This is a genomic window from Streptomyces sp. NPDC001889, assembly GCF_053594535.1.
Genome location: NZ_JBSFER010000008.1, coordinates 170,010 through 192,143, shown reverse-complemented (window position 1 = coordinate 192,143; position 22,134 = coordinate 170,010). Strand labels below are relative to the sequence as shown.

15 protein-coding genes are annotated in these 22,134 nt (G+C 76.2%); 7 read left to right on the top strand and 8 right to left on the bottom strand.

Annotated elements, in window-relative coordinates:
• Positions 1–102 precede the first annotated feature (102 nt).
• Entirely contained in the window at positions 103–1,344 is a 1,242-nt protein-coding gene (locus tag ACWCRA_RS11145) for a hypothetical protein (protein ID WP_351544847.1), read from the top strand.
• Positions 1,345–1,476: 132 nt separating this feature from the next.
• The gene (locus ACWCRA_RS11140; RefSeq protein ID WP_451067288.1) at positions 1,477–2,070 is read left to right on the top strand and encodes a hypothetical protein; all 594 of its coding nucleotides are present in this window, start codon (positions 1,477–1,479) and stop codon (positions 2,068–2,070) included.
• A 37-nt stretch (positions 2,071–2,107) separates the two neighbouring features.
• Here the strand turns inward: ACWCRA_RS11140 and ACWCRA_RS11135 are convergent, their stop codons facing one another.
• The 4 genes from ACWCRA_RS11135 to ACWCRA_RS11120 all read right to left on the bottom strand — a co-directional run bounded on the left by ACWCRA_RS11135 (position 2,108) and on the right by ACWCRA_RS11120 (position 5,714).
• Positions 2,108–2,254, bottom strand: a complete 147-nt coding sequence (locus ACWCRA_RS11135; RefSeq protein WP_351544853.1) for a hypothetical protein — start codon at positions 2,252–2,254, stop codon at positions 2,108–2,110.
• A 532-nt stretch (positions 2,255–2,786) separates the two neighbouring features.
• On the bottom strand, positions 2,787–4,286 hold the full coding sequence (locus ACWCRA_RS11130) for a hypothetical protein (RefSeq protein ID WP_451067287.1): 1,500 nt from the start codon (positions 4,284–4,286) through the stop codon (positions 2,787–2,789).
• A complete protein-coding gene (locus ACWCRA_RS11125; protein ID WP_351544859.1) occupies positions 4,264–5,052 on the bottom strand; it encodes a hypothetical protein in 789 nt (262 codons plus the stop codon). The genes ACWCRA_RS11130 and ACWCRA_RS11125 overlap by 23 nt, the downstream gene beginning before the upstream one ends.
• Positions 5,049–5,714, bottom strand: a complete 666-nt coding sequence (locus ACWCRA_RS11120; RefSeq protein WP_351544862.1) for a hypothetical protein — start codon at positions 5,712–5,714, stop codon at positions 5,049–5,051. Before ACWCRA_RS11120 ends, ACWCRA_RS11125 begins: the two co-directional genes overlap by 4 nt.
• 628 nt (positions 5,715–6,342) lie before the next feature.
• Between ACWCRA_RS11120 and ACWCRA_RS11115 the strand changes: the two genes are divergently transcribed.
• Complete coding sequence (locus tag ACWCRA_RS11115) at positions 6,343–7,047, top strand: 4Fe-4S cluster-binding domain-containing protein (RefSeq protein ID WP_451067286.1); 705 nt, start codon at positions 6,343–6,345, stop codon at positions 7,045–7,047.
• A gap of 193 nt (positions 7,048–7,240) precedes the next feature.
• On the opposite strand, the gene ACWCRA_RS11110 is transcribed toward ACWCRA_RS11115, so the two are convergent.
• Together ACWCRA_RS11110 and ACWCRA_RS11105 are read right to left on the bottom strand one after the other, a co-directional pair.
• A complete protein-coding gene (locus ACWCRA_RS11110) occupies positions 7,241–8,380 on the bottom strand; it encodes a macro domain-containing protein (RefSeq protein WP_351544867.1) in 1,140 nt (379 codons plus the stop codon).
• Positions 8,381–8,512: 132 nt separating this feature from the next.
• Positions 8,513–8,896, bottom strand: coding sequence for a hypothetical protein (locus ACWCRA_RS11105; protein WP_351544870.1), 384 nt, complete (start codon positions 8,894–8,896; stop codon positions 8,513–8,515).
• 101 nt (positions 8,897–8,997) lie between these two features.
• On the opposite strand from ACWCRA_RS11105, the gene ACWCRA_RS11100 reads away from it, so the two are divergent.
• The 4 genes from ACWCRA_RS11100 to ACWCRA_RS11085 all read left to right on the top strand — a co-directional run bounded on the left by ACWCRA_RS11100 (position 8,998) and on the right by ACWCRA_RS11085 (position 16,467).
• On the top strand, positions 8,998–11,514 hold the full coding sequence (locus tag ACWCRA_RS11100) for a protein kinase domain-containing protein (RefSeq protein WP_451067285.1): 2,517 nt from the start codon (positions 8,998–9,000) through the stop codon (positions 11,512–11,514).
• Complete coding sequence (locus ACWCRA_RS11095) at positions 11,511–13,217, top strand: hypothetical protein (RefSeq protein ID WP_451067284.1); 1,707 nt, start codon at positions 11,511–11,513, stop codon at positions 13,215–13,217. The genes ACWCRA_RS11100 and ACWCRA_RS11095 overlap by 4 nt, the downstream gene beginning before the upstream one ends.
• 380 nt (positions 13,218–13,597) lie before the next feature.
• Complete coding sequence (locus ACWCRA_RS11090; RefSeq protein ID WP_451067283.1) at positions 13,598–15,730, top strand: AAA family ATPase; 2,133 nt, start codon at positions 13,598–13,600, stop codon at positions 15,728–15,730.
• Positions 15,731–15,957: 227 nt separating this feature from the next.
• On the top strand, positions 15,958–16,467 hold the full coding sequence (locus tag ACWCRA_RS11085; RefSeq protein ID WP_451067282.1) for an FHA domain-containing protein: 510 nt from the start codon (positions 15,958–15,960) through the stop codon (positions 16,465–16,467).
• A gap of 109 nt (positions 16,468–16,576) precedes the next feature.
• On the opposite strand, the gene ACWCRA_RS11080 is transcribed toward ACWCRA_RS11085, so the two are convergent.
• Both ACWCRA_RS11080 and ACWCRA_RS11075 read right to left on the bottom strand, forming a co-directional pair.
• Positions 16,577–17,242 (bottom strand): RES family NAD+ phosphorylase, encoded by a 666-nt coding sequence (locus ACWCRA_RS11080; protein WP_451067281.1) that lies wholly within the window; start codon positions 17,240–17,242, stop codon positions 16,577–16,579.
• On the bottom strand, positions 17,236–21,705 hold the full coding sequence (locus ACWCRA_RS11075; protein WP_451067280.1) for a CHAT domain-containing protein: 4,470 nt from the start codon (positions 21,703–21,705) through the stop codon (positions 17,236–17,238). The genes ACWCRA_RS11080 and ACWCRA_RS11075 overlap by 7 nt, the downstream gene beginning before the upstream one ends.
• Positions 21,706–22,134: the final 429 nt, after the last annotated feature.

Sequence of the window (22,134 nt, the reverse complement as noted above, 5' to 3'; positions counted from 1 at the left end):
CCTCCGAGCAGGGGCGGGCCACAGTGACACATCTCTCACTCGGTCAACCCCGGCCCCGGCCCCGGGCGTAAGGCCATCAGATACTGACCTTGCGAGGAGCCGATGGCCAACCACACACAGACCGACCTCCGTCCGCCCCCGGCCGCCGTCTCCGTCCCCCGTACCCGGAAGCGGACGGGCGCGCGTTTCCTCGCGGGTTCCCGTGCGGGCTTCCCCGCCCGGCGGTGGGATGTCCTCGCCCGCACGGCGGGCACGGCGCTGGCGGTCCACGCCGTGAGCACCACGATCCATCTGGTGATCCTCGCCCTGATGGGCGGTCCGGGCGGTCCGCCGCTGCGGGAGCGGCTCCAGGCCTGGGACGGACACCTCTACATATCCATAGCCGAGGACGGCTACCCCCAGGGCCTCACCCGCTCCGAGACGGGCGAGCCGACCGGCAACAACCTCGCGTTCTTCCCGCTCTATCCGCTGCTCACCCGGTCCGTGCACCAACTGACCGGCCTGGAGACCGGCATCGCCGCCATCGTCGTGGCACACCTCTCGCTGCTGGGCGCGCTCATCGCCGTGCACCGTCTGCTGGCCCTGCTGTACGGGCCCCGTACCGCCACGATCGGCATCGTGCTGCTGGCGGGGGCGCAGCCGATGGCGCTGACCTTCCTCATGGCGTACAGCGAGGCGCTGTTCCTCGCGCTCGCGGCGGGGGCGCTGCTCGCCGCCCACCGCCGGCGCTGGCTTCTCGCCGGTGTCCTCGCCTTCCTCACCGGGCTCACCCGGCCCGCCGCGCTCGCCCTGGCCCTCGCCCTGGCGCTGGCCGCCCTCCTGGAGCTGCGGCGCCGGCGCGATCTCGCCTGGCGCCCGATCGCCGCGGTCGTGCTGGCCTGCGCCGGCACCCCCGTCTATCTGGCCTGGGTCGGGGAGCGCTCCGGGCAGCTCAACGCCTGGTTCGTGATCCAGGAGGCGGGGTGGGGCACCCACTGGGACAACGGCGCCGCCTTCGTGGACTTTCTGCGCGGGACCTTCCTCCGGAGCGACGACTGGGTGCCGTTGAGCACCGCCGTCCTCCTCGTCCTCGCGGTCTGCGCCACGGCCGTCACCTGGCGGCGCGGTGTCTGGCCGCCGCTGCTGGTCTACGGCACCACCGTGCTCGTCCTGACCCTGGGGCAGAGCAACTACTACCACTCCAAGCTGCGGCTGCTGATCCCCGCCGTGCTCTTCCTGGTGCCCCTGGCGCAGGCGCTGGCGCGGGCCGGCACCCGTACGGTCGTGGTCTCGCTCACCGCGGCGACGCTCTTCGGGAGCTGGTACGGCGCCCATATGCTCACGTCCTGGAAGTACGCGATCTGAGGCCGCCGCCCCGGCGGGAGGGCCGCGGGACAGTGGGGACAAGCTGCCGAACGGGGGGCGTTTCCCCCCGAAGTCCCGCCCTCCTGGCGGCCCGGCGGTTGCCGGCACAGTTTTGTCCGCCATACTCCTGCCGTGGAGCAGAAGCACATAGGACCGAAAATCCCGCCGACGCACGCGGCCGGAGTCGACCCGGCGTACATCCCCGGGCTCATGCCCGCGCGCCCCGCCGGGGCCGGCGCGGACACCGGGGAGACCCCGGAGCCGGAGACCGGGGCGCCGCCGCCGGACGGTGTCCGGGAGGACGCCGTATCCGATGCCGTGCCCGAGAACGCCCCGCCCGAGGAGGCGGCGCCCGAGGAGTCCGGGGAGTCCGGGGAGTCCGGGAAGCCCCGGGAGTCCGAGGACGCCGACGGGAGCGGCGAGGGCGGCGCGCCCGACGAGGGGCCCGTCTTCGAGGTCTCCGACCGGCGCGGCGCGATCGTCGCGGACGGCGCGGGCGTCACCTTCCGGCTGGACACGGAGGAGGCCGGCTTCGGCTGGGACGAGATCAAGGCGGTGGAGTTCGACACCCCGCGCTTCGGCCGCCGGTTCAGCGTCACGGTCTACACCTCGACCCAGCGCTGGTTCCAGAACGATGTCGAGGCACCGACCCGGGCCGATCTGAAGACCTGGGCGGCGGAGCTGGACGCGGTGCTGGACGCGCGCTTCGAGGACAGCGCGACCTGACCCGTGGGGCGCGGGGCGCGGCGGCGGGTGAGGCCCGTCAGCCCCGCGGCGCTCCGGCGACGGCCTGCCCGGTCTCCCGCGCGGTGAGATGCGGGCGGAGGCCGTGCGCCCCGGCGCCGTCGTGGACGAGGACGTCCTCGACGCGCCCGTCGAACAGCGGCGCCGGCGTCTTCGCCGGTGCCACCAGATCCGTCCGGTCGGCGATGCCGACCCGGCGCCCGACCGGCTCCGGCCACCGGCCGCGCTTCCCGGCCGGGGCGGTACGAGCCGGCCGAAGACCGGATTCCGCACATCCGGTGGCGGGCCCGGCGGGCCCGGCGTGACTGGGGTCAGCGGGGGCCGGCCGGGGTGCGCGCACCGTGCCTCGTACACGACGACCGAGCCGGGCGCGCGGGCCACCAGCCCCTCGGTGCCGTCCGTCAGCTCCCGTACGCACCGCTCCCGCACTGCGGCGCGCACCGGGGCTCGGTGAGATCCCGCTCGGCCGCCGGCCGGCGCCGGAGCTTCCGGCGGCTCTGCCCGGCTCCGTCGTGCCCGGTCGCGGCGCGGATGCCGGCGGGCACGGAGGCGAGCTGTTCGCTCTCGGGGAGCGGGCGGTACCGCCCGCTTCCCGGCGCGATGAGGAATCGCCGCCCCGCCCACCCCGCGGCCGCCCCCCTGTTCAGCGCGGTACCGGGGGCGGCCGGGGCCTCTCCCTCAGGGCCTGCGGGGAGGAGTCAGGCCGGGAGCAGCGGGCGGCGGCGCGAGAGACGCATGGCGGCCTCCGTCACCGCGGGGTCGGACGAGGCGCCGGACAGGCCGTCGAGATAGGCCTGGGCCGCCGCCTCGTAGAGGTGGCCGACGGCGTCGAGCCGGGCGTCGTGGGCGTTGCGCCGGGCGGCCGTACGGATGTCGAGGGCCGCCTCGGCCTGTCGGGCGCGCTCGGCGCCGGCCTGCTCCTCCTCGATCCGCTCGTCCAGGGCGCGCAGGGCTTCGACCGCGCTCCGGTAGGAGCCCAGATGGGGGTGCTCGTCGCCGAGCCCGAGCAGCAGGGCGACACCGCCGGAGAGCAGCAGCAGGGCGACGAACATCAGCGAGACGGTGTCGGGGGAGAGATTCAGCGAGTCGATCAGGCTGACCTGCGGAATCGGCTCCACATCGGGGGAGAGCTGGAGTGGCGGCTCCTCCCGGAAGACCAGCCGCGCCCTCATGTCGCCGAGCGTCCACGCGCCGTACCCCCAGGCCACGAGGGCCGCCAGGGCGGGCAGGGCGGCCAGCCGGATCGCGCCGGTGGCGGAGCGCCGCCGGAGAATCCGGCCCGCGAAGTGCGGGCCGAGGATCATCACCGTGGACACGGCGAGGGTGAGGCTGACCGTGAGCCCGGCGGCGGTGTCGCCGGTGCCGTGGAGTTCGGTGAAGACGGCGTAGTAGACCGGGATCTCCACCAGCGCCAGCAGGGCGAGCAGGGCGAGCCGGCCCCAGACGGGCATGCCGGGGCGGGCGGTGGCGCCCTCCCAGGCGGCCCGGGCCGCCGGGTCGGCGGCGGGGGCGGGGAGCGGGTCCGGGGTGTCCGCCGGGGCCGTGGGCGGGGTGTCGGAGAGGGCGTACCAGCGCGGGTGGCCGGCGGCCGGCTCCCGGTCGTCGCCGGGGCGCGGTTCCGGGTCGTCCCGGTCGGGCGGCAGCCCGGCGCGGGTCCCGCGCGGGTCGAACCGGCCCACCACCCGGTCGCGGAAGGCGTGCCAGCGGTCGGCCCGCTGGGCGAGCCGGTCCAGCTGGGCCGTGGCCCGGTCCCGCTGGGACTCCAGCAGCGTCCGCCGGTCGTCCGCGCGCCGGAGCCGCGCTTCGGCGGCGGTGAGGGCCGCCCGCACCCTGCCCGCCTCCAGCGCCGCGCTCTCCTCGGCGCGGGCCGCCTCGACGGTGAGCTGCTGCCGCACCCGGTCCCGCGCGCTCGCCAGCTCGGCGAAGTACGGGACCGGCTCGGGGCCGCTGAGCACCCAGGGGTCGTAGACCCCGGCCTTCGCCGCCCTGGCGCCGTGCTCACGGGCCCCGCGCCTCAGCCACTCGGTGTCCTTGCCCCGGATGAGGGCGGGTTCGATGGGCTCCGGCTGGGGCAGCGAGCCGTCCGGGAAGAGCCGGGGGTCCGGCCGGCCGCGCCGGGCCCGGTCGTCGGCGGGCCGGCCGCGCCGCGGCCGGAGCCGGCGGGGGCGTTCGTCCCTACCGGTAAGTGGTGTGGACACGGGCCTTGATCCTCCCCTCCAGGAGTTCCGTCCAGAAGGCGTCGAACTGGCGGTACCGCGAGGACTTGGTGTCGAACTTCATGCCGTACCCGACGGGGTGGATGTCCGCGCCGTCGAGCTTCGGGATGTCGTGCGAGGAGAGCAGGTCGTCGATGACCGCCTCGCGCTTCGCGGCGGTGGACAGATCCTGCCTCCCCATCCGGAACTCGGGGTCGTTCTGCTGGAAGTCGCTGACCACCAGCACCTCGAAGGAGGTGTCCCCCCGGTCCGGCCTGGAGAGCGCGATACGGGAGAGCCCGCCGATGACGTCCGAGCCGGGCTCCTCCTTCTGCGCGCAGGCCAGCAGCTTCCGCGCACCGGCGACCGCGGCGGCCCGCAGCGCGGTGCGGGTGCGGTCGCGGTCCGCGGTGCCGGGCAGGTCCGGGTCGAGATCGACCTCGCCGACCTGGCACTTGGACGCCTGGGAGACCCGGGTGATCGGGGCGAAGGCCGTCCTGCGGCACTTGTTGTCGGCGAGGAACCCCGCGAGTTTCGCGTCCAGTTTGGCCTTGGCGTCGAAGCCGTCCTTGGTGGCGGCGGCCGAGCCCGAGCCGTCGACCACCACCCCGCAGGCCTGGCTCCAGCGCTCCGGTTCGTCGTTGAACCCGCAGGAGGCGGTCGCGGTGGTGGCGAGGGCGAGCAGCAGGGCCAGGGGGAGCGAGCGCCGGGCGCGGGTCCGGGGCGGGGGCGGGGTGGCGGTGGGGGTCCGGGTCGGGGTCGGGGTCATCGGGTGGTCCTCCTCCCGGCGCTGCCGGGCATCTGCCGGTCGAGAATGCGCAGCGCCCGCGAGGTCGCCGTGGAGTCGGTCTCGTCGTCGTCGAGGAGCCAGATCTCCGGCCGCCGCCAGCTGTCGTCCAGCGCCGTGCGGCCGGGCAGCCAGTCGGCGCTCGGGCGCCGGCCGAGCCGGGAGAGCTGGGGGTGGGTGATCCACACGGCCTCCCAGTAGCAGGCGAGTTGCTGATTGGAGCGGTCGATCACCGCCTGGGCGCGGGAGCGGCAGAGGTCGGTGCTGGTGCGCCACTCGCCCACCCAGTGGCCGTAGCGGGCCAGCGCGGCGGGCAGCGGCTCGGCCCGGATGTCGTACTGGTTGACGACCCGCACCGACTCGGAGCGCAGCCGCGCGATCAGCTCCCGCTTGCGCAGGATCAGGGCGGAGCGCATCTGTTCCGTGGTGCGGCGAGCGGTCTCCCGTACCTCGGTGACATAGGGCGTGACCAGCAGGAGGTCGGTGTCGGCCGGTCCGGCGGGCGGCCCGTCGGCCGGGGTGAGCGGGACGCGGGGGACACCCCGGGCGCCGTCCCGCCGGCCGCGCCATCCGGCCACGGTTCGTGTGGTGCGGCCGAGCCGGCCCCGGCGGGCCACCGCGTTGACACTGTCGGCTCTGATCATGGATGTCTTTCCCCCGATTTCCCACAGCGCGAATTCCGCGCCGGACAGAGGTGCAATTCATCGTGCTCACGCATGCCGAATACGGCCCTTTACGGCCGGCTCGCGGTACCGCCCCCACGGGACCGCGAACGGTAGTTCGGATCGGATACGGATCGGAGATGCGGATCGACGCGGGGTCCGGATACGGATCGGAGCCGGTCCGGATACGGATCGGGCCGGCTCCGTCGAGCGCGGCACCCCGGGTGGTTGAAGGCGATAACTGGCAGGAGCGTAGCGGAGGTTTCCCGCTTCCGTACCCGAGAACGCCCAATTCGGCGACCGTTCCCGAAGTCGCCCGGAAGCCGACCGGAGAACGCCCTCGGGGGCCGTCTCCAGCGGGCCATACTGAAATGCCTCAGGGGAGAGAAAGGGAGTGGGGCGGATGGCCGGCACCACCGGGTCCTCGGGCCTGTCAGCGGGCCCGTCCACGGCCCCCGGGAGCGCGTCCCGAACGGGTGCCGGTGCCGATGCCGGTGCCGGTGCCGGTGCCGGTGCCGGTGCCGGTGCCGGTGCCGGGCCGGACGAGGGACGGCGGCCCGGGGACGGGCGGGCGGACGGTACGGAGGAGGGCCGGGCGGGGGCCGGGGCGGTGGAGGACGAGGCGGCGGAGGACGAGGCGGCGGAGGACGGGCCGGTGCTGCGGGTCTCCGGGACGCACTTCCCGGTGTGGACGCTGGGGCCGGGGAAGCGGCTCTGCGTCTGGGTCCAGGGCTGCGGCCTCGGCTGCCCCGGCTGCATGTCCCGGCACACCTGGGACCCGCACGGCGGCCTCGCCCGTACGGTCCCGTCCCTGCTGGCGCTCTGGCGCGCGGCCCTGGCCGCCGGGGCGGACGGGCTCACCGTCAGCGGCGGGGAGCCCCTGGACCAGCCCGCCGCCGTGGCGGCCCTGCTCGCGGGCGCCGCGCGGATCGCCTCCGCGTCCGGCCGGGAGGCGGACCTGCTCCTCTACACGGGGTACGAGGACGGCGAGGCCGAGGCGGACGAGGCGCGCACGGCGGCGGTCCGGCACGCGGACTGCCTGGTGACCGGCCGGTTCCGGACGGCCGAGCCGACCGCGCTGGTGTGGCGCGGCTCGGCGAACCAGCGGATGCGGCCACGGACGGAGCTGGGACGGGCGCGGTACGGGCCGCATCTGCACCGGACCGACACCGGCTCCCGGCTCCAGGTGCACATGGTCGAGGGGGAGGGCGATGTACGGCTCTACGGGGTGCCCCGGCGCGGTGAACTCCGCGCGCTGGAAAGGCGGCTCAGGGACTTGGGGATGGGGCTCGACGGGCCCAGCTGGCGGCCATGAGACACCCCGCCCGCCGCGCCGCCGACCCGGGCACCGCCCCCGGCAGGGCGAGCACGGCGGGTGCGGCGGACAGCGCGGGCAGGGCGAACAGGGCAGGCTGCGCGGGCAGGGCGAACAGGGCAGGCAGGGCGGGCAGGGCGAACAGGGCAGGCAGGGCGGGCAGAAGGGCCAGGGCCGCCCCCGCGCTCCGCTCTCACAGCTCCCCCAGCGCCTCCGCCGTGCTCCGGTTGCGCACCACCACATGCACCTGACGGCCGGGGTCCCGGGCGAGTTCGTCGCGGATGGCCCAGCGCAGCCAGACCGCGCTGACCTGCGGGGTCAGCCCACCGCGCCCGGCCCCGAGCAGCGGAAAGCAGAGCGAGGCGAGGGCCGGGCCCCGGCCATCGGCCGCCAGCGCGGCGTCCTCCTCCCGGGCGAGGGCGAAACAGGCGCCCACCGCGCGGGCGATGCTCTCCGGGCTGACCCGGTAGGTGTCCTCGTACGGTGTGGCCACCGCCGCGTGGTAGATCCGCCGCACCCCGCGGGCCGCCAGCGCTCCCGGCGAAGTGGGCACCACCGTCCCGGGCCGCACCGGCAGTCCGGGGCGGCCATGGGCGCGCAGCCACTCGCCCAGCTCCCGGGCGAGGACATCGTCGACTATCTCGCCCGCCGGGTCGCGCACGGCGGCGGCCAGCCGCAGCGAGCCGGAGACCGTGGGGCGGAAGGTCTTGGACATCTCCAGGTAGATGTTCTCGGAGGAGACCAGCACATCGATGTCCCGCAGCAGTTCGATGGGCGAGACATGGAGGGTGAAGCCGGCGTGGGCGCCGACCGGGACCCGGCCCGCGGGCTGCCGCGGGGGTTCGAGCCCGCCCCCGGTCCCCGCCCCGGCGCCGGGCCCGGTCTCGGCAGCCGCCGTGCCCGCGCCCACGCCCACGGTGCGCGCCGGTTCCCTCAGCACGGTCAGCACCGCCTCCGCCAACTGCTGCACCACCTGGGGCTCCTGGTGTTTGCGGAAGCGCTCGGGAGTCACCCCGTACACCGCCGCCGCCATCTTGCGGCGCTCGGACGCGGGGGCACCCCGGCGGTCCGGGAGCAGACCGAAGGTGTGGGCCGCGGCCCGCCCGAGCAGATCCCCCGCCCCGAGCCGTCGCACGGCCTCCTTGAGCAGGGCCTCGATGCCCGCCGGGAGGTCGTCCGGGCCGTCGCCGAAACCACCGGCGAGGGCGGCGGAGCGCAGCGCCGGATACTCCGTTCCGCGCAGACCGGCCAGGCCGGGCCTGCGCAGATTCCGCAGCTCCTCCAGAAGTTGATCATAAGCGGGCAGAGAGTGCGGCAACCGCTCCTGACTCATGGCCACCACGGTAGCGAGCGGCCGTACTCCGGTCGACGGTTTCCGCACATCCGGCACCCGGGGCACAGCGGGCCGAACACCCCCCGGACACGGCGGAAAAGGGAAATCCCTCCCGCCGTCGCCGGGGCTTCGCTACGATCGCGGCGGCACAAGGAGGGGTACGGGGGTTTCGCGGCCGAAGCGGCCGAATTCGGCGCCGTCGGTGTCGTCCATGTCGTTGAGGTCGTTGAGGTCGTTGACGTTGAGGTCGTTGACGTCGTTGACGTCGTTGACGTCGTTGGTTTCATCGATGGGGCCGGCACGATCAATACCGTCCGAGCCGTCGAACCCTCGCTGCCGGCGCCGCCTTTGCCGCGATTCCGCGCGCCGACGCACGGCACGGCCCGCGCGGCCGGTTCCGCGCGGATTCCGGCCGGGTCCGCCGAACCGGACCGGCGAATTCCCCGCACGCGGGTCCGGGAATTCCCGCCGCCGCCCGGAAAGGGCGGCCGAAGCGCCCGTTCCGCTCCGTTCCACTCCCCCGGCCCCGGCTCCCGACCCCGGCCACCGACACCCGCCCCTGGCCCTGCACCCGCCCCCGCCGCCGACTCCGTCCACCCGCGCACGAGGTGACTGAAGTGACCCTCCCACCGGAACCGCCGCCGCCCACCGAGTACGAAGCCGGTCACCCCACCCCCGGAGCCGCGCCGCCCACCGAGTTCGAGGCCCGCGACCCACGGCCGCCCGGAGCCGCGCCGCCCACCGAGGACACCCGGGCCGGGCAGCCCCGCACCGGCGGCCCCGCAACCGCGCCCCGGGCCGACACCGGGCAGTTGCCGGCCTCCCTGCGCGCCCGGTTCCGGCTGCGGGCCGTGCTCCGCCGCGCCGAACGGCCCGAACAGGCCGCCGTCTTCCGGGTCGAGGACGAGCACGGCGCCACCCACGTCCTCAAGTGGTACGACCGCGCGCACGCCCCGGACCCCGAGGTGTGGGCGCTGCTGCGCGAGAGCGCGCGCCCCCACCTCACCCACTTCTCCGAGGCCGACCCCACCGGCGCCGACGGCCACCCCTACGACCTCGCCCCCTCCTACGGGGAGATCAACCTCGCGGACCATCTGGAGCAGAACCCCGGCCCGGCGGACCCGGTGTTCATCCACAGCCTCGTGCGCCAGCTGCACCGGGCGCTGACCACCCTGCACGAGCTGGACATCGTCCACCGGGACCTCAGCCCCGCCAACGTGGTGCTCGGCACCCTGGACCCGGCCGATCCGGAGCTGGTCCTCGTCGACTTCGGAGTCTCCGCCCACGCCCCCGAGGAGCGGTACAGCCGGGAGCGCTGGGCCGGCACCGCCCGCTACATGTCGCCGCAGGCGTCGCTGCGCAACCAGGTCATCCACCCGCCCGCCGACTGGTGGTCGCTGGGCATGATCGTCGCCGAGCTGGCCGGCGGACGGCACCCCGTCCGGTACCACGAGAACGACGCCGTGCGGGAGGAGATCAGCTCCCGCGACCCCGATCTGCGGCTGGTCACCGACCCCGGGCTGCTCCGGCTCTGCCAGGGGCTGCTCACCCGCGACCCCGACCCCGGCCACCGCTGGGGCGGCGACGAGGTGGCCCGGTGGCTGGCGGGCGAGGCCCCCGACGTCCGGTGGGACCCCGGCTCCGCGCCGGGCGGGCCGGACCCCGCCGACGGCCCCGGAGTCGAGCCGTACGCCTTCCTCGGCGAGGAGTACACCCGACCGGCGCCGCTGGCCAGGGCCTTCGACGAGAACTGGCGGCACGCCCGCGCCGCCCTGGCCCGACGGCGCGGCCGGGAGACCTTCACCCGCTGGCTGCGGCAGTTCGAGGGCGCCCCGGGACGGGACGGCGCCGAACTGGCCTCCCTCATCGGGCTGTTGGCGAACGAGCCCGGGCCCGCGACGCTGGTCCGGCTGATCGGCTGGCTGGGCCCCGGCCTGGAGGCCTCCTACCGGGGAGCGCCGCTGGACCGGGCGGGGCTGCGGGATCTGCTGACCGACGCCGGGCGCGGCGACGAGTTCGCCGGGTCCGTGGTCGCGGACCTGGGCCGGCACACCATCCTGCCGCTGCTCGACGACCGTCCCGGCGGGGAGGGGCTGCGGGAGGTGCACGGGCGCTGGCTCACCGCCCTCTCCCGCTGGGAGCACCTGGTGGCGGAGCTGATCGACGAGACCCCTTCGCTGCGCGGCGCCCGGGACGAGATCCGTCTCGCCGCCCGGCTCGACGGCTACCGGCGGGCCGCCCTGCTCTCGCTGGCGGCCGACGCCGAACCGGGCCGCCGCCGGCTCGCCGAGCGGACGGCCCGCACCCTCAGGGCCCTGCCGCAGCCCGTCGCCTGGTACGAGCGGCTGGTGCGCGACCGCGACGATCTCGTACGGATGCATCTGGCCGAGCGGCTGGCCCCGCTCGCCGAGGAGGAGTCCTGGCAGGCGCACGCCCGGATCGAGGCGGACCGCGCGGTCCTGCGCCAGCAGCGGGATCTCGACGCCGCCGCGCTGTGGCTGCGGCGGCAGGACATGCTGCCCACCCTCGGCTGGGCGGTGGGCGGGGCCGCCGCGCTCATCCTGCCGTGGATCTTCGTCATCGGGATCACGGATGTGGCGGGGTGGGCCGACCAGCGGAGTGTGCTGATCGCCTGGCTGCTGGCGGTCCCGGGGGCCGCCGCCGTGCTGGCGCTCGAACTGTGGACGGCGTACCGCATCGGCAGCCCCGGCTACCACCCGGACCGCTCCCTGGCGGGCCTGGTGATCGACCGGGCGCTGCCCTTCGCCCGGTTCATCCGGCAGCCCGGAGCCCGCTTCCCGGTCCGCGGGCTGCTGCTGCTCCTGCCGCTGGGGGCGATGTGGCTGACGGTGGTGTACGCGGGCTGGATCTGGCCGGTCGTCACGGTGACGGCGCTGGCCTGGTGGTGCGTACGGCGGCTGTACCGCTGGCAGGTGTACGTCGCCGAACTGCGGGCGCGGGTGGGACCCGGGACCGGGGGGCGGCGGCGCGACGGCGAGGGTGCGGACGGCGGGGACAGCGGACACGGCGGAGACGGCGGAGACGGCGGAGACGGCGGAGACGGCGAGGACGGCGAGGACGGGACGGCGGGCGGGCGGACCGCGCGCCCGGTGCGGAGAGGAGGGCTCGGATGAGCTCAGGAATCGCGTTGCCCAGCATCAGCGAGGTCATGACACAGGTGAACTTCCCGGCGGACCCGTTCGCCGTGACCTTCCCGCAGGGGGTCGTGGAGGGCGCGGCGCGGGAGGCCGCGGGGTCGGCCGGCTCGGCGGCCGGGAACATCGGCGTCCCCGACGTGCTGCGGGAGGCCGCGGGGTCGGCCGGCACGGTGCCCGGGAGCATCGGCGTCCCCGACGTGCTGCCGGAGTTCTCCGTCACGGACGCGGCGGGCCAGGCCGTGGACTCGGCCGTGGACCAGCTCCAGGACCTGCTGGTGCCCGCTCTGATCGGGCTCGGCTCGCTCAGCGGCGCGCTGCTCGCCGGCCGGGCGGCCATGGCCGGGGCGCAGGTGCTCGCGACGGCGGCGATCCGGGCGGCGCAGGCGCAGGACGCGCTGCGGGAGCAGCGGCTCGACGCCCAGCGGTCCGCCGCGTGCTGGCGGGACGCCGCGTTCGCCGCCGCGCAGGTCAACGCCCGGCTCGATGTGCTGCGGGCGCGTATCGCGCGGGCGGGCGCGGCGGCCGGGCCCGGCGGGCCCCGGCCGCCCGGGCTCCCCGGGGCGCCCGATCTGCCGCCGCCGCTCGCCCCCGCCGGGCTGAGGCTGGAGGAGATGTGGCGGCGGCTCGCCGACACCGAGGGCCGGCTGCGCCGGGCCGAGGCCGCCTGGGCGCGGGCCGCGATGGACGGCGCGGGCGCGGCGGAGGGCACGGCCGGGGCGAGCGCCTGGCACACCCGGCTGCGGGCCCGGCGGCGGGAGGCGCTGGCGGAGTACGAGCGGACCGGCAGCCCTCCCGCCCCGGCGGACCCCGTACCGGCCCGGCCGGCCGCGGGCGCCGGGCCCTCCGGCGAGGAGGTGCTGCGGATCGGCGCCGAACTGCTGGCCGGGCTGCCGCACACGGTCTCCCCGGCGGACCACCGGCTGGTGGAGGAGACGATCGCGGCGGCGGCGGAGGTGGCCGCCGAGCGGCCCGCGGCGGCCAAGCGCCATCTGCGCGAGGCCACCCGGTTCGCCGACCGGGCGGCCCGCGCCGCCGAGCGCCGGCAGCGGGATCAGGAGTGGGCGGCGCGGAAGCTCGCCTTCCTCCGGCACACCCCGCCCGGTGCCGGTCTCCCGCTGCCGGACGCCGGCGCCGAGATCGCCGCCCTGGAGCGGGCGCTCGCCGAGGGGACGGCGCTCAGCGAGTCCGAGACGGCCCGGGTCTCGGCGCGGGTCGGCGAGCGGACCGCCGTGTTCCAGCGGCTGTACACCGGGGAGGTGATCCGTACGGCGGTACGGGAGGTGGGGGCGGAGCACTCCGCCGGGAGCGCTGAGCGGGCCATCGACTGGACGCCGCCCGGCTGGGGGGACGAGCACTGGCTCCGCGTCCTGGTGGACGGATCGGGCAGCGCCCGCGTCATCACGATGCACCGCGACCGCACCGCGACCGGGGAGACCGAGGCGGACCGGGAGCTGGACCGGCTGCGCTGCGCGGAGGCCCCGGCCCGGCTGAGCGCGCTGGAGGAGGTCGCGGAACGCTCAGGGCTCCGGCTGCGGTTCACCTTCGAGCCGGCACCGGAGCACCCCACGGCGGGGGCGGCCGACGGGGCCACGGAGCACACCCTCCCGCCCCCGCAGCGCCGCGCGGACCCCCGCACGGGCCCCAGGGCCCGCCACCACGACGGAGGCCCTCGCCGATGAGACCCGGGGCTGCCCCGCCCGCCACCTGTCCGGGCGGGCCCGGACCGGGGACCCCCGCGCGGCGCCCGTGCGGGCGGGGGCCCCGGGCCGGGGCCCCGCCGGCGGAGGAGCCACCCCCGCACCCGGCACACCGACCACCCCGCCGGTGCCACGCCGAGCCCGCCGGGAGGAACACCCCTCCGGGCCCCGCAGCCCGCACCCCGGCACCCCGTACCAGCCGGACCACCGCACCGACAGCACCCCGCCCCGGCGGAAACGGACACCCGCCCACCGGCCCCCGCCCCGGACAACGCCCCGTACCGAAGCCACGACCACCCCGCCGGTGGCGCACCGCGCACCGCACCCCCCAGCCCACGCCACCACCACCAGGAGGCACGCCGATGACACAGGAGCCACCGCAGGAGACGCTCCGGGACAGGCTGCGGAAGGCACCCCCGCGACCGGAACACCAACCGGAGGGGACAGCGGAGCCGGTGGCCGGGCCGGGGGGCGGTGGGGTCAGGGAGCGGCGGCTGCCCGCGTTCGCCGAGGAGTTGACCGGCACCCTCAGCGTCCACTCGCAGTACGTCCTGCACGGCAACATCCGCGATATCCACCTGGTCCGCCACGACGACGGCGTCGGCGCCCCGCACGACGGCCACCACACCCTCACCGAGGTGGTGTGGAACGCGCTCTGGCAGGAGGGGTACGAGGTCCTCCTCCGCTACGACATCGTGGACGGGTTCACGGTGGTCACGGGCCCGGCGGCCGAGGAGGTCCGCGCCCTGCTGCCGTCCCCGCGCACCGCCGGCCGGCTGCCGGGCGACCGCGACCGGCCCCCCGGGCACCTCGCCGGTGCCGAGCAGACCATCCGCGCGATCGCGAACGGCTGGCAGCAGCCGGGGGCGGCGGAGCGCCGGCCGGCCGAGGGCAGGCCGCACCTGGGGGCGGCCCGGCGGAAGGACCCGTACCGGGCCGCGCTGCTGATCGACTACGCGGCCCGCATCCCCACCGATGTCACCCGGCTCAGCGACCCCGAGCGGGACTTCTTCCTCAACTGTCTGAAGCTCGCGGAGGACGCCCGCCCCCTGCTCGACGAGGAGACCGGGCGCCGGGTCTTCAACCCGGTGATCTGGCTCGCGGACGGCGAGCGCGAGCTGCCCACCTGGCTGGTGGCCGGGAGCGAGCGGGTCCGCACCATCGGCCTTCCGCTGCCGGACCTCGGCGGCCGGCGGCGCATGGCCCGGCTGCTCGCGGAGGAGCACGAGGAGCGGGCGGGCGCCCTCCGGGAGGGCCGCCCCGTCCTGCTCGACAAGAAGCGCCACGCGCGCGACCACGCCCAGGACATCGACACCTTCGCCCGGGCCACCGCCGGGCTGACGCTGCGCGCGATGCGCGAGAGCACGCATATGGCGCTCGACCGGGGGCTGCCGTTCTCGGCCATGCGCGACGCGGTGCGCGTCTACCAGCTCGGTGTCGAGGACAACCCCTGGCAGCGCTCCCATGTGCGGGAGCAGATCACCAAGGGCGAGACCTACATCCGGAGCCGGGTGAAGGGCCAGGAGAAGGCGGTCGGCAAGACCCTCGACATCCTCAAGCGCGCCGCCCTCGGCCTCTCCGGCGCACAGGCCTCCCACCCCGGCAGCCGCCCGCGCGGGGTGCTCTTCTTCGCCGGGCCGACCGGGACCGGCAAGACGGAGCTGGCCAAGTCCGTGGCCGAGGTTCTCTTCGGCACCGAGGAGGCCTGTCTGCGCTTCGACATGAGCGAGTTCTCGGCGGCCCACTCGGTGGACCGGCTGGTGGGAGCGCCCCCCGGATACGTGGGGTACGAGGCGGGCGGCGAGCTGACGACGGCGGTCCGCAACGACCCCTTCCGGGTGGTGCTGTTCGACGAGATCGACAAGGCGGACCGGGGGGTGCTGGACAAGTTCCTCCAGGTGCTGGAGGACGGCCGGCTCACCGACGGACAGGGGGTGACGACCTACTTCAGCGAGTGCGTGCTGATCTTCACCTCCAATCTGGGGGTACGGAGCCGGGCGGAACGGCCGGGCCAGGGCGAGGTGTCCGGCGGCCGGGTGGCCGTGCCCGGGATGCCGTACCACGAGCTGGAGGAGATCATCCTGGACAATGTGAAGCAGCACTTCGTGGAGGGGATCGGCCGGCCCGAGCTGATGAACCGGCTCGGCGGGAACGTGGTGGTCTTCGACTACATCTCGGCCGAGGTGGCGGCGGAGATCTTCGACTCGCAGGTCGGCAACATCCAGCGGGTGCTGCGGGAGGAGCAGGGTGTGCGTCTGAGCCTCTCCGACGCCGCGCGGCGCACGCTGTCCGCGCACTGCACGGCCGACTCGGACAACGGCGGCCGGGGCATCGGGATGCTGCTGGAGACCCATCTGATCAACCCGCTGGCGCGGGCGCTGTTCGACCAGGGGGCGCTGCGGGGCACGGCGGTCTCGGTGGAGCGGGTGCGGCTGGACGGGGACGGCACGGCGGAGCTGGAGCTGCGGGTGGCGCCGGCGGAGGGCGGGGCGTGAGTACGGAGGAGGGCGGGGCGTCCGCGTCCCGCCCGCTCCGGCGGCGGGCGCGGGGCTGGGTCCCGCTGACGGACCCGGCCCCCGCCCCCACCCCCGAACCGGAATCCGAACCGGAAACGGAACCTGAAACGGAACCTGAACCGGAAGCGGAACAGGAATCCGAACCGGAACCGGAACCGGCGGCGGGGCCGATCGGAGCCGGAACCGGAACCGGCGGCTGGCAGCCCGTGCCCGAACCGGCCCCCGCCGCCCCCGCCCCGCCCGGGGCCCCGCGCCACACCCCGCCCGGGGACCCCGGGAGCCGCCCCGGTCCGACCGGCGACGGGCCCCGGGACTGCTGGCACTGCCGGGAGCCGCTGGACCCCCGCGAACCCCTCTGCGCCTCCTGCGGCAGCCCCCGCACCCATGTCCTGCTGCTCTGCGACTCCCCCTGTCTGGAGCTGGCCCAGGGCCCCGGCGCCCCGCTGAACCTCGGCCGGGACCCCGGCTGGTCCCCCCGTACCGCCGCCGCCTTCACCGAACTGCTCAGGATCTCCCGGCGGCACGCGACGGTCACGGTGGAGGCGGACGGCAGCGCGTGGGTGGAGGAGGCGGCGGCGTCCGGCAGCCTCAACCACACCTATCTCAACGGCGCCCGGATCACCCCGGGTCTGCGCACCCCGCTGCGCGACGGCGACGAACTCCGGCTCGGGCTGCGGGTGGTCGGTTTCTCGGTGCGGCTGTACGGACCGGGGTGACCGGCTCCGCACAGGCGCGTCCGGCGGACGCGCCCCGCGCACGGGCCCGGGTGCCGAACGCCGGTCGGCAGGTGGACCGGGCCGTCCCCCGAGCGGCCCGGTCCACGTCTCAGAGCCGCGCCCCCGGCGGGACGACGACGGCCCGCAGCGGCGCCAGCAGCCGGTTGGCCTCGATCGCGCCCTCGAAGGTGCCGAGCGAGCAGCCCTGCCCCGGCTCGGCCTTCAGCGGCTCGGCGCCGCAGCGGTCCCCGAAGAGCACCACCGCGTGGTGCGGCCGGTTCCGCCGCGACTGCCACACCAGCCCCTGGGCCCGCCGCTCCTGACGCCGGATCTCCCGGGCCCAGAACCGGGTCGACGGATAGCGGCCCTCGTCGCCCTCCAGCAGCCAGGAGCTCTGGAACACCGCCGCGAGATCCTCCTCGGAGACCAGCCGGACCAGGGTGAGGTCCTCCGTCACCCGCACCCTGGACAGGGTCCGGGAGGCCGCCAGCGCCCAGGGCACCTGGCGCGTCCCGGCCGGGCCGGAGAACCGCACGGAGCGCAGCAGCACCTCCGCGAGCGCGGTGGTCGGCTCCGGTGCCGCGTACAGGAAGGGGTAGGGGTCGTCCACCGTGCCGTCGAAGCGGGCGCCGTCGAAGTGCGGGTGGGCGCGGGATGTGTTGAAGGCGGTGGCCGCGTAGGCCGACGCGTGGCAGCGCCACAGCTCGGTACCGGCCGGGACCACGGTCAGGGCGGGCTCCATCGCGGCTCCCTCGGGGGGCGGCTGGCCTACCACGCGCCCTCCTCCAGCAGCGCGTGGGCGGCCCGCGTCAGCTCCTCGTCCGGCACCTGTCCGACCAGCGCGGCCGGGGTGCCGCTCAGCCACTCGTTGCCGCCGAGCCACCAGTCGGCGGCGCCCCAGGGGTCCTGGTCGGCCAGGAGCAGCCGGTTGATCCGCTGGACGACCGGGCGCGGCTCGCCCGTATCGGGGTCGAACTGGAAGTCCGGGTAGCGGGCGGTGCCCTCGCCGTCGGTGAGCCGGATGAGCGCGGCGCCGCCGGGATCGGCGGACGCCTCCTCGCCGAGCCGGTCCGCGCCCCGGGCGGGGGCGGCCAGCAGCCATTCCCGCACCCCGCGCGCGAGTTCCGCGCTCGCGGGCTCCAGGGCCGGCCAGTCCACCGACTCCAGCAGCCTGATCAGGGACTCCAGCCGGTCCGTGTCCGGCAGGACCGCGGCGGTGACGGGTGAGCGGACCTGGCGCAGCAGCCGGCTCGGCTCGCTGTCGGGCGGCAGCGCCCGCAGGACCTGCCGCACACCGCGCACGGCGACGCGCACGGCCCGGATGTCGTCACCGGCGGCGCGCAGGGCGCGGACGGCGCCGCGGTAGCGGTCGAACTGCCCGGGGGTCAGCGAGGCATGGATCTCCGGCTGGTGGCCGCGGAGCAGCTCCAGGAGTTCATCGGTGCCCGAGGTCATGGGTGCGGCCCTTCGACGCGGGGGACGGGGGGCGGGGTTGCCCTGGTGGGTGAAGGCGGCCCAGGAGGCCGGTTCGGCGAGGTGGCCGGGGTCGCGCTCGACCCCGGTGAGGAGGTCCCCGCGCAGGCCGGGGACGGGCCGGCGGTCGGGGTCGGTCATCCACACCTGGGCGGCGCGCAGGGCGTCGGCCGGGGCGAGCCCCTCGACGGCGAGGTGGTGGTGGAAGACGACCATCAGCGCGGCGGACGCGGTGTCGGGGACCTCCCAGCGGGAGCCCACGACATCGGCGGCGCCCCGGGCGAGGAGGGCGGTGGAGAGGGTGAGCGCCTCGTCGTGGTCCCGGCTGCTCAGATCGGTCTCGCAGGCGCTGAGGACGATGAGCGGGCCCTGGTCGGGCCGGTGTCCGTGCGGTACGTCGAGCAGCCGGGCGACGCTGAGCAGCCCGCCGTCACCGCTGTCGCCGCTGTCGCCGTCGCCCCGGGCGTCGGCGCCGGCGGGCGGGGCGAGATGGAGGACGGAGCCGGTGGGGTTCAGCCCGGCCAGTCCGTGGACGACGAGGTGGAGCAGGCTCGCGGGAGGTGTCGTGGGGTGGCCGCCGGGGAGCCGGCCGAGGATGTCGTCCGGGGTGCCCGGGGCGTCCTCGGGTGCGTCGTCGTGCCAGCCGTAGAGGGCGGCGTCGGGGTAGTAGGCGGTGCGCAGGGCACTGACCTCGTCCTCCGCCCAGGCCAGGTCCCCGGTGGGGTCGGCGACCAGCACGGGCCGCTCCCCGACGGCCATCCGCGCCCGCCGCGCGGACCGCAGGAACTCGGCTCCGGAGGCGGCGTAGGTGAGGACGGCGTGCTCACAGAGATGGCTGTGGGCGCGGCGCAGCGTGGGCGAGGGCAGGTCCAGCCGGGCGGCGTGCCACGGCACGACCCCGAGATTCCCGCACGCCACCACGACCAGCCGCACCGGCGGCGGCAGCGGCGGCACCGGACCGCCGGACGCCGCCTGGCCGCCGGGGCCATGGGCGTCCCGAGACTCCCCGGGGCCCCCGGGCGGGGCCGTTCCGTCCGGGGACGGCGCACCGAGAGCGTCCAGCACGGGGGCCATCACCGCCTCGCCCGACCACGCGCACAGCTCCAGAAGCGCGGCCTCCCAGGCGCGGTGGGCCTCCTCGCGGGCCGCGCGGTCCAGGGACCGGGCGGCCGAGCGGTGGGCTCCGGCGTCCAGATAGCGTTCGAGCGGCCCGCGGCCCGCCGCGCCGAGGCCCGGGAGCCAGAGCACCTCCGGCTCCCCCTCCGGGCGGACCAGTACGGCCATCCCGTCCATGGAGTCCTGCCCCGGCACCAGATACAGCAGCGCGTCGGCGCCCGTCGCCGTCAGCCCCTCCCGCAGCTCCGCGATGCCCGGGGCCTCCAGCAGCTCCCGCAGCGAGTCCCGGCCGCCCCCGTCCGGCTGCCGCAGAACACCCAGCGCCCGGCGGCGCAGCGTACTCGGGATGGTGAACTCCTCCGGGGAGCCGCTCGGCAGGATCTGCCCGACCACGTTCTCCCAGTCGGCGGAGGCATCCCCCGGCAGTGCCGGCCGCCGCTCCGCCGGGCGCAGCTTCCGCAGCGCGTTCTCCCACTCCGCCGCCAGCTCCGGCTCCCCCCGGGCCGCCAACTGCTCGGGCACCCCGGCCGAGGCCGCCGCCGCCCTCAGCACCAGGGCCCGCCCGGTCTCCAGCACCTCCACCGCCCGGTCCGCGCGCAGATCGCCCGCGGCCCACCCGGCGGCCGGCAGCCCCCGCTCGGCGCTGGTCCTCGCCACCTCCAGGCCGTGTTCGGCGCCCAGTTGCAGCAGGACCTCCTCCGCGAGCACCCGCAGCGAGTCCCGGGCGGCGGCGACGGCGGACCCGCCGTCGTCCCGCGCCCGGTCGCCGCGCGCGCGGTAGGCGTTCGCCAGCGACCAGAGCACCTGCTGCGCGGCGTCCGGGCTGTGGCCCTCGCCGAGTTCGCCCCTGGCCCGCTCCAGCTCCGCGATCTGCTCCTCCTGGTGGGAGGGGTCACCGGTCTTCCGGTACAGGGTCTCCAGCGCGGTGGCCATCACCAGCCGGGTCCGCACATGCTGGTCGGCCACGAGGGCGGGGGACCGCAGCGTGGCACGGGCCCGCTCCAGCCCCTCGGTCAGCCGCACGGGATCGGGGTCGAAGAGGGAGGAGAGCAGCACGATGGGCAGCCAGGAGACCTCCAGCAGGGGCCGGAGCATCGGCGGAATCCGCGCCCCCTCCAGCGTCTCCTGGAAGTAGGCGGCGGCGGTGCGCAGCGGCCCCAGCACCCCTTCCATCCGGGCCAGATACAGATGGACGGTGCCGAGGGTGAAGCACACCAGGAAGTACCAGTCCGAGTCGGCGTCGACCTCCTCCTGGAGGTCGAGCAGTTCGTCCAGCAGCCCCTCCATCGCGGGCACATCGTCGTCGCGGCCCGCCTGCTCGGCCCGCAGCTGAATCCGCAGACACTGGTTGATCAGGAGGAACTCACGGGCCGGCCCGGAGGCGAAGGAGGTGTCGAGCACGGCGGCGGGGTCCGCGAGCAGCGCGTCGAGCCGGGCGATCTGCTGATCCCGGTCGGAGAGGCTGCCGCCCGTCAGGGCGGCGGCGGAGAGCAGACCGGGCGAGAACAGACCGGCCATCGCGGGGAGCCACTCCGTCGCCCCGCCGTCCGGGGGGCCCTTCATCAGCCGCGCCGCCTCCTCCAGATCCCCGGGGGCCCCGGTGCGCAGTCCCTGCATCATCCGGGCCAGCGCCGCGGTCATCGTGTCCGCCTCGTCGGCCCCGGGCCGGTCGCCGACCTCCGTGGCGAGGGCGTCCAGCTCCTCCCGCCGGATGAGTCCGGGGGCGAAGGCCTCCAGGCTGAGGACCGTCCGCGCGACCATGGCCGCGGGGTCCTCCTCCCCGGCGGGCCGCCCGTCCTGCGGCGGGGGCGGTACGAGGGACTCCCGGGGGCCCTCGCCAGGGGGGCGGTCGCCGCCCGCCAGCATCAGGGCGGCGTCCAGGAGGCGCTGGTACTCCGCCTCGTACGGGGTGCCGGCGAGCATCAGCCGGGCCGTGTCGGCCAGCCCCGCCAGGTCCTCGCGCTCCCCTGCCTTCGGGCGGGTGTCGATCCAGTCGGCCAGCCGCGCCATGCGCTCGGCCTCGGGGTGGTCCGGCATCCTCGGCAGCAGCCCGCGCAGGATCTCGCCCAGCTCGGTCAGATCACGGTCGAAGTCCGAGCCCCTCAGCTCGGCCTGACGGCCCATCTCGACCATCTCCAGCAGCCGGGGCAGGGTGCCGTCGAGCCCGTTGAACGCGATGGGCGGCAGCAGCAGTGCGGCCAGGCCCGTCTCGACGGCGATCAGCTCCTTCGGGACCAGCTCCCCGGACTCCCGGGCCGCGCGCAGCACCCGGAGCCCCCGGGACCGGTCGTCGGCCCGGTGGTGGTTGAGGTAGCGCAGGACGTACAGGCCGCCGAGCCGGGCCCGGACGGTGGCGAGCACCGGGTCCCCGTCCGGCCGGCCGGCGGCCAGTTCGCCCTCCAGCGCGTCCAGTTCGGCGATCAGACGGTCCCGGTCCGCCGGGTCGGGCGGCCCGACGCCCACCGGGGTCGCCGCGGGGTCCGCGGTCCGCGCCGCCTCCGGGGCGTCCGGGGTGGGCTCCGGACTCCATGTCCTCGCCGGTGCCGCCGCGGCCTGGACCGACTTGGCGTAGTTCGCCCAGGCCCCGGCCTCGGCCGCGACCCGCGCGGCCCGGATGTTCAGCTCCGCGATCCCCTCGCTCCGGCTCATGGACTCCCCCTCCGACACACGACGGCCTCCCCATCATGGGCCGCTTTCCGGCCACGCAGGAGGTGATTGCCGTCTTCGCCGGAAACCAACCGGAAGCCGTCCCGCAATCGCCCGGGAGCGGGGGCAATCTCCGTTCCGGGTGAGGGGTGTTACGGGCCGGGCGGCCCGGGCGGCCGGGACGCCGGGACGCCGGCGGGCACAGCGGATGCGGCGGACCCGGCGGACCCGGCACCGCGCAGTCGGCGCGGCCCAGCCGCACAGCGCGAGGCCGGACACAACAGCCCCGACGGGCCGGGTGAATGCGGCACCGCGCAGCCGACACCGACCAGCCGCACGGCACAAGGCCGGGCCCAGCGGACCCGGCACGCACCGCGGGCCCGGCGGACCCGGCACGCACCGCGCCGCGCAACCAACGCGGACCCACCGCAC

Coding starts and splice junctions, on each gene's coding strand:
- ACWCRA_RS11120 (WP_351544862.1), bottom strand. CDS start 5,714: ATGATCAGAGCCGACAGTGTCAACGCGGTGGCCCGCCGGGGCCGGCTC.
- ACWCRA_RS11110 (WP_351544867.1), bottom strand. CDS start 8,380: ATGAGTCAGGAGCGGTTGCCGCACTCTCTGCCCGCTTATGATCAACTT.
- ACWCRA_RS11075 (WP_451067280.1), bottom strand. CDS start 21,705: ATGAGCCGGAGCGAGGGGATCGCGGAGCTGAACATCCGGGCCGCGCGG.
- ACWCRA_RS11145 (WP_351544847.1), top strand. CDS start 103: ATGGCCAACCACACACAGACCGACCTCCGTCCGCCCCCGGCCGCCGTC.
- ACWCRA_RS11095 (WP_451067284.1), top strand. CDS start 11,511: ATGAGCTCAGGAATCGCGTTGCCCAGCATCAGCGAGGTCATGACACAG.
- ACWCRA_RS11090 (WP_451067283.1), top strand. CDS start 13,598: ATGACACAGGAGCCACCGCAGGAGACGCTCCGGGACAGGCTGCGGAAG.
- ACWCRA_RS11125 (WP_351544859.1), bottom strand. CDS start 5,052: ATGACCCCGACCCCGACCCGGACCCCCACCGCCACCCCGCCCCCGCCC.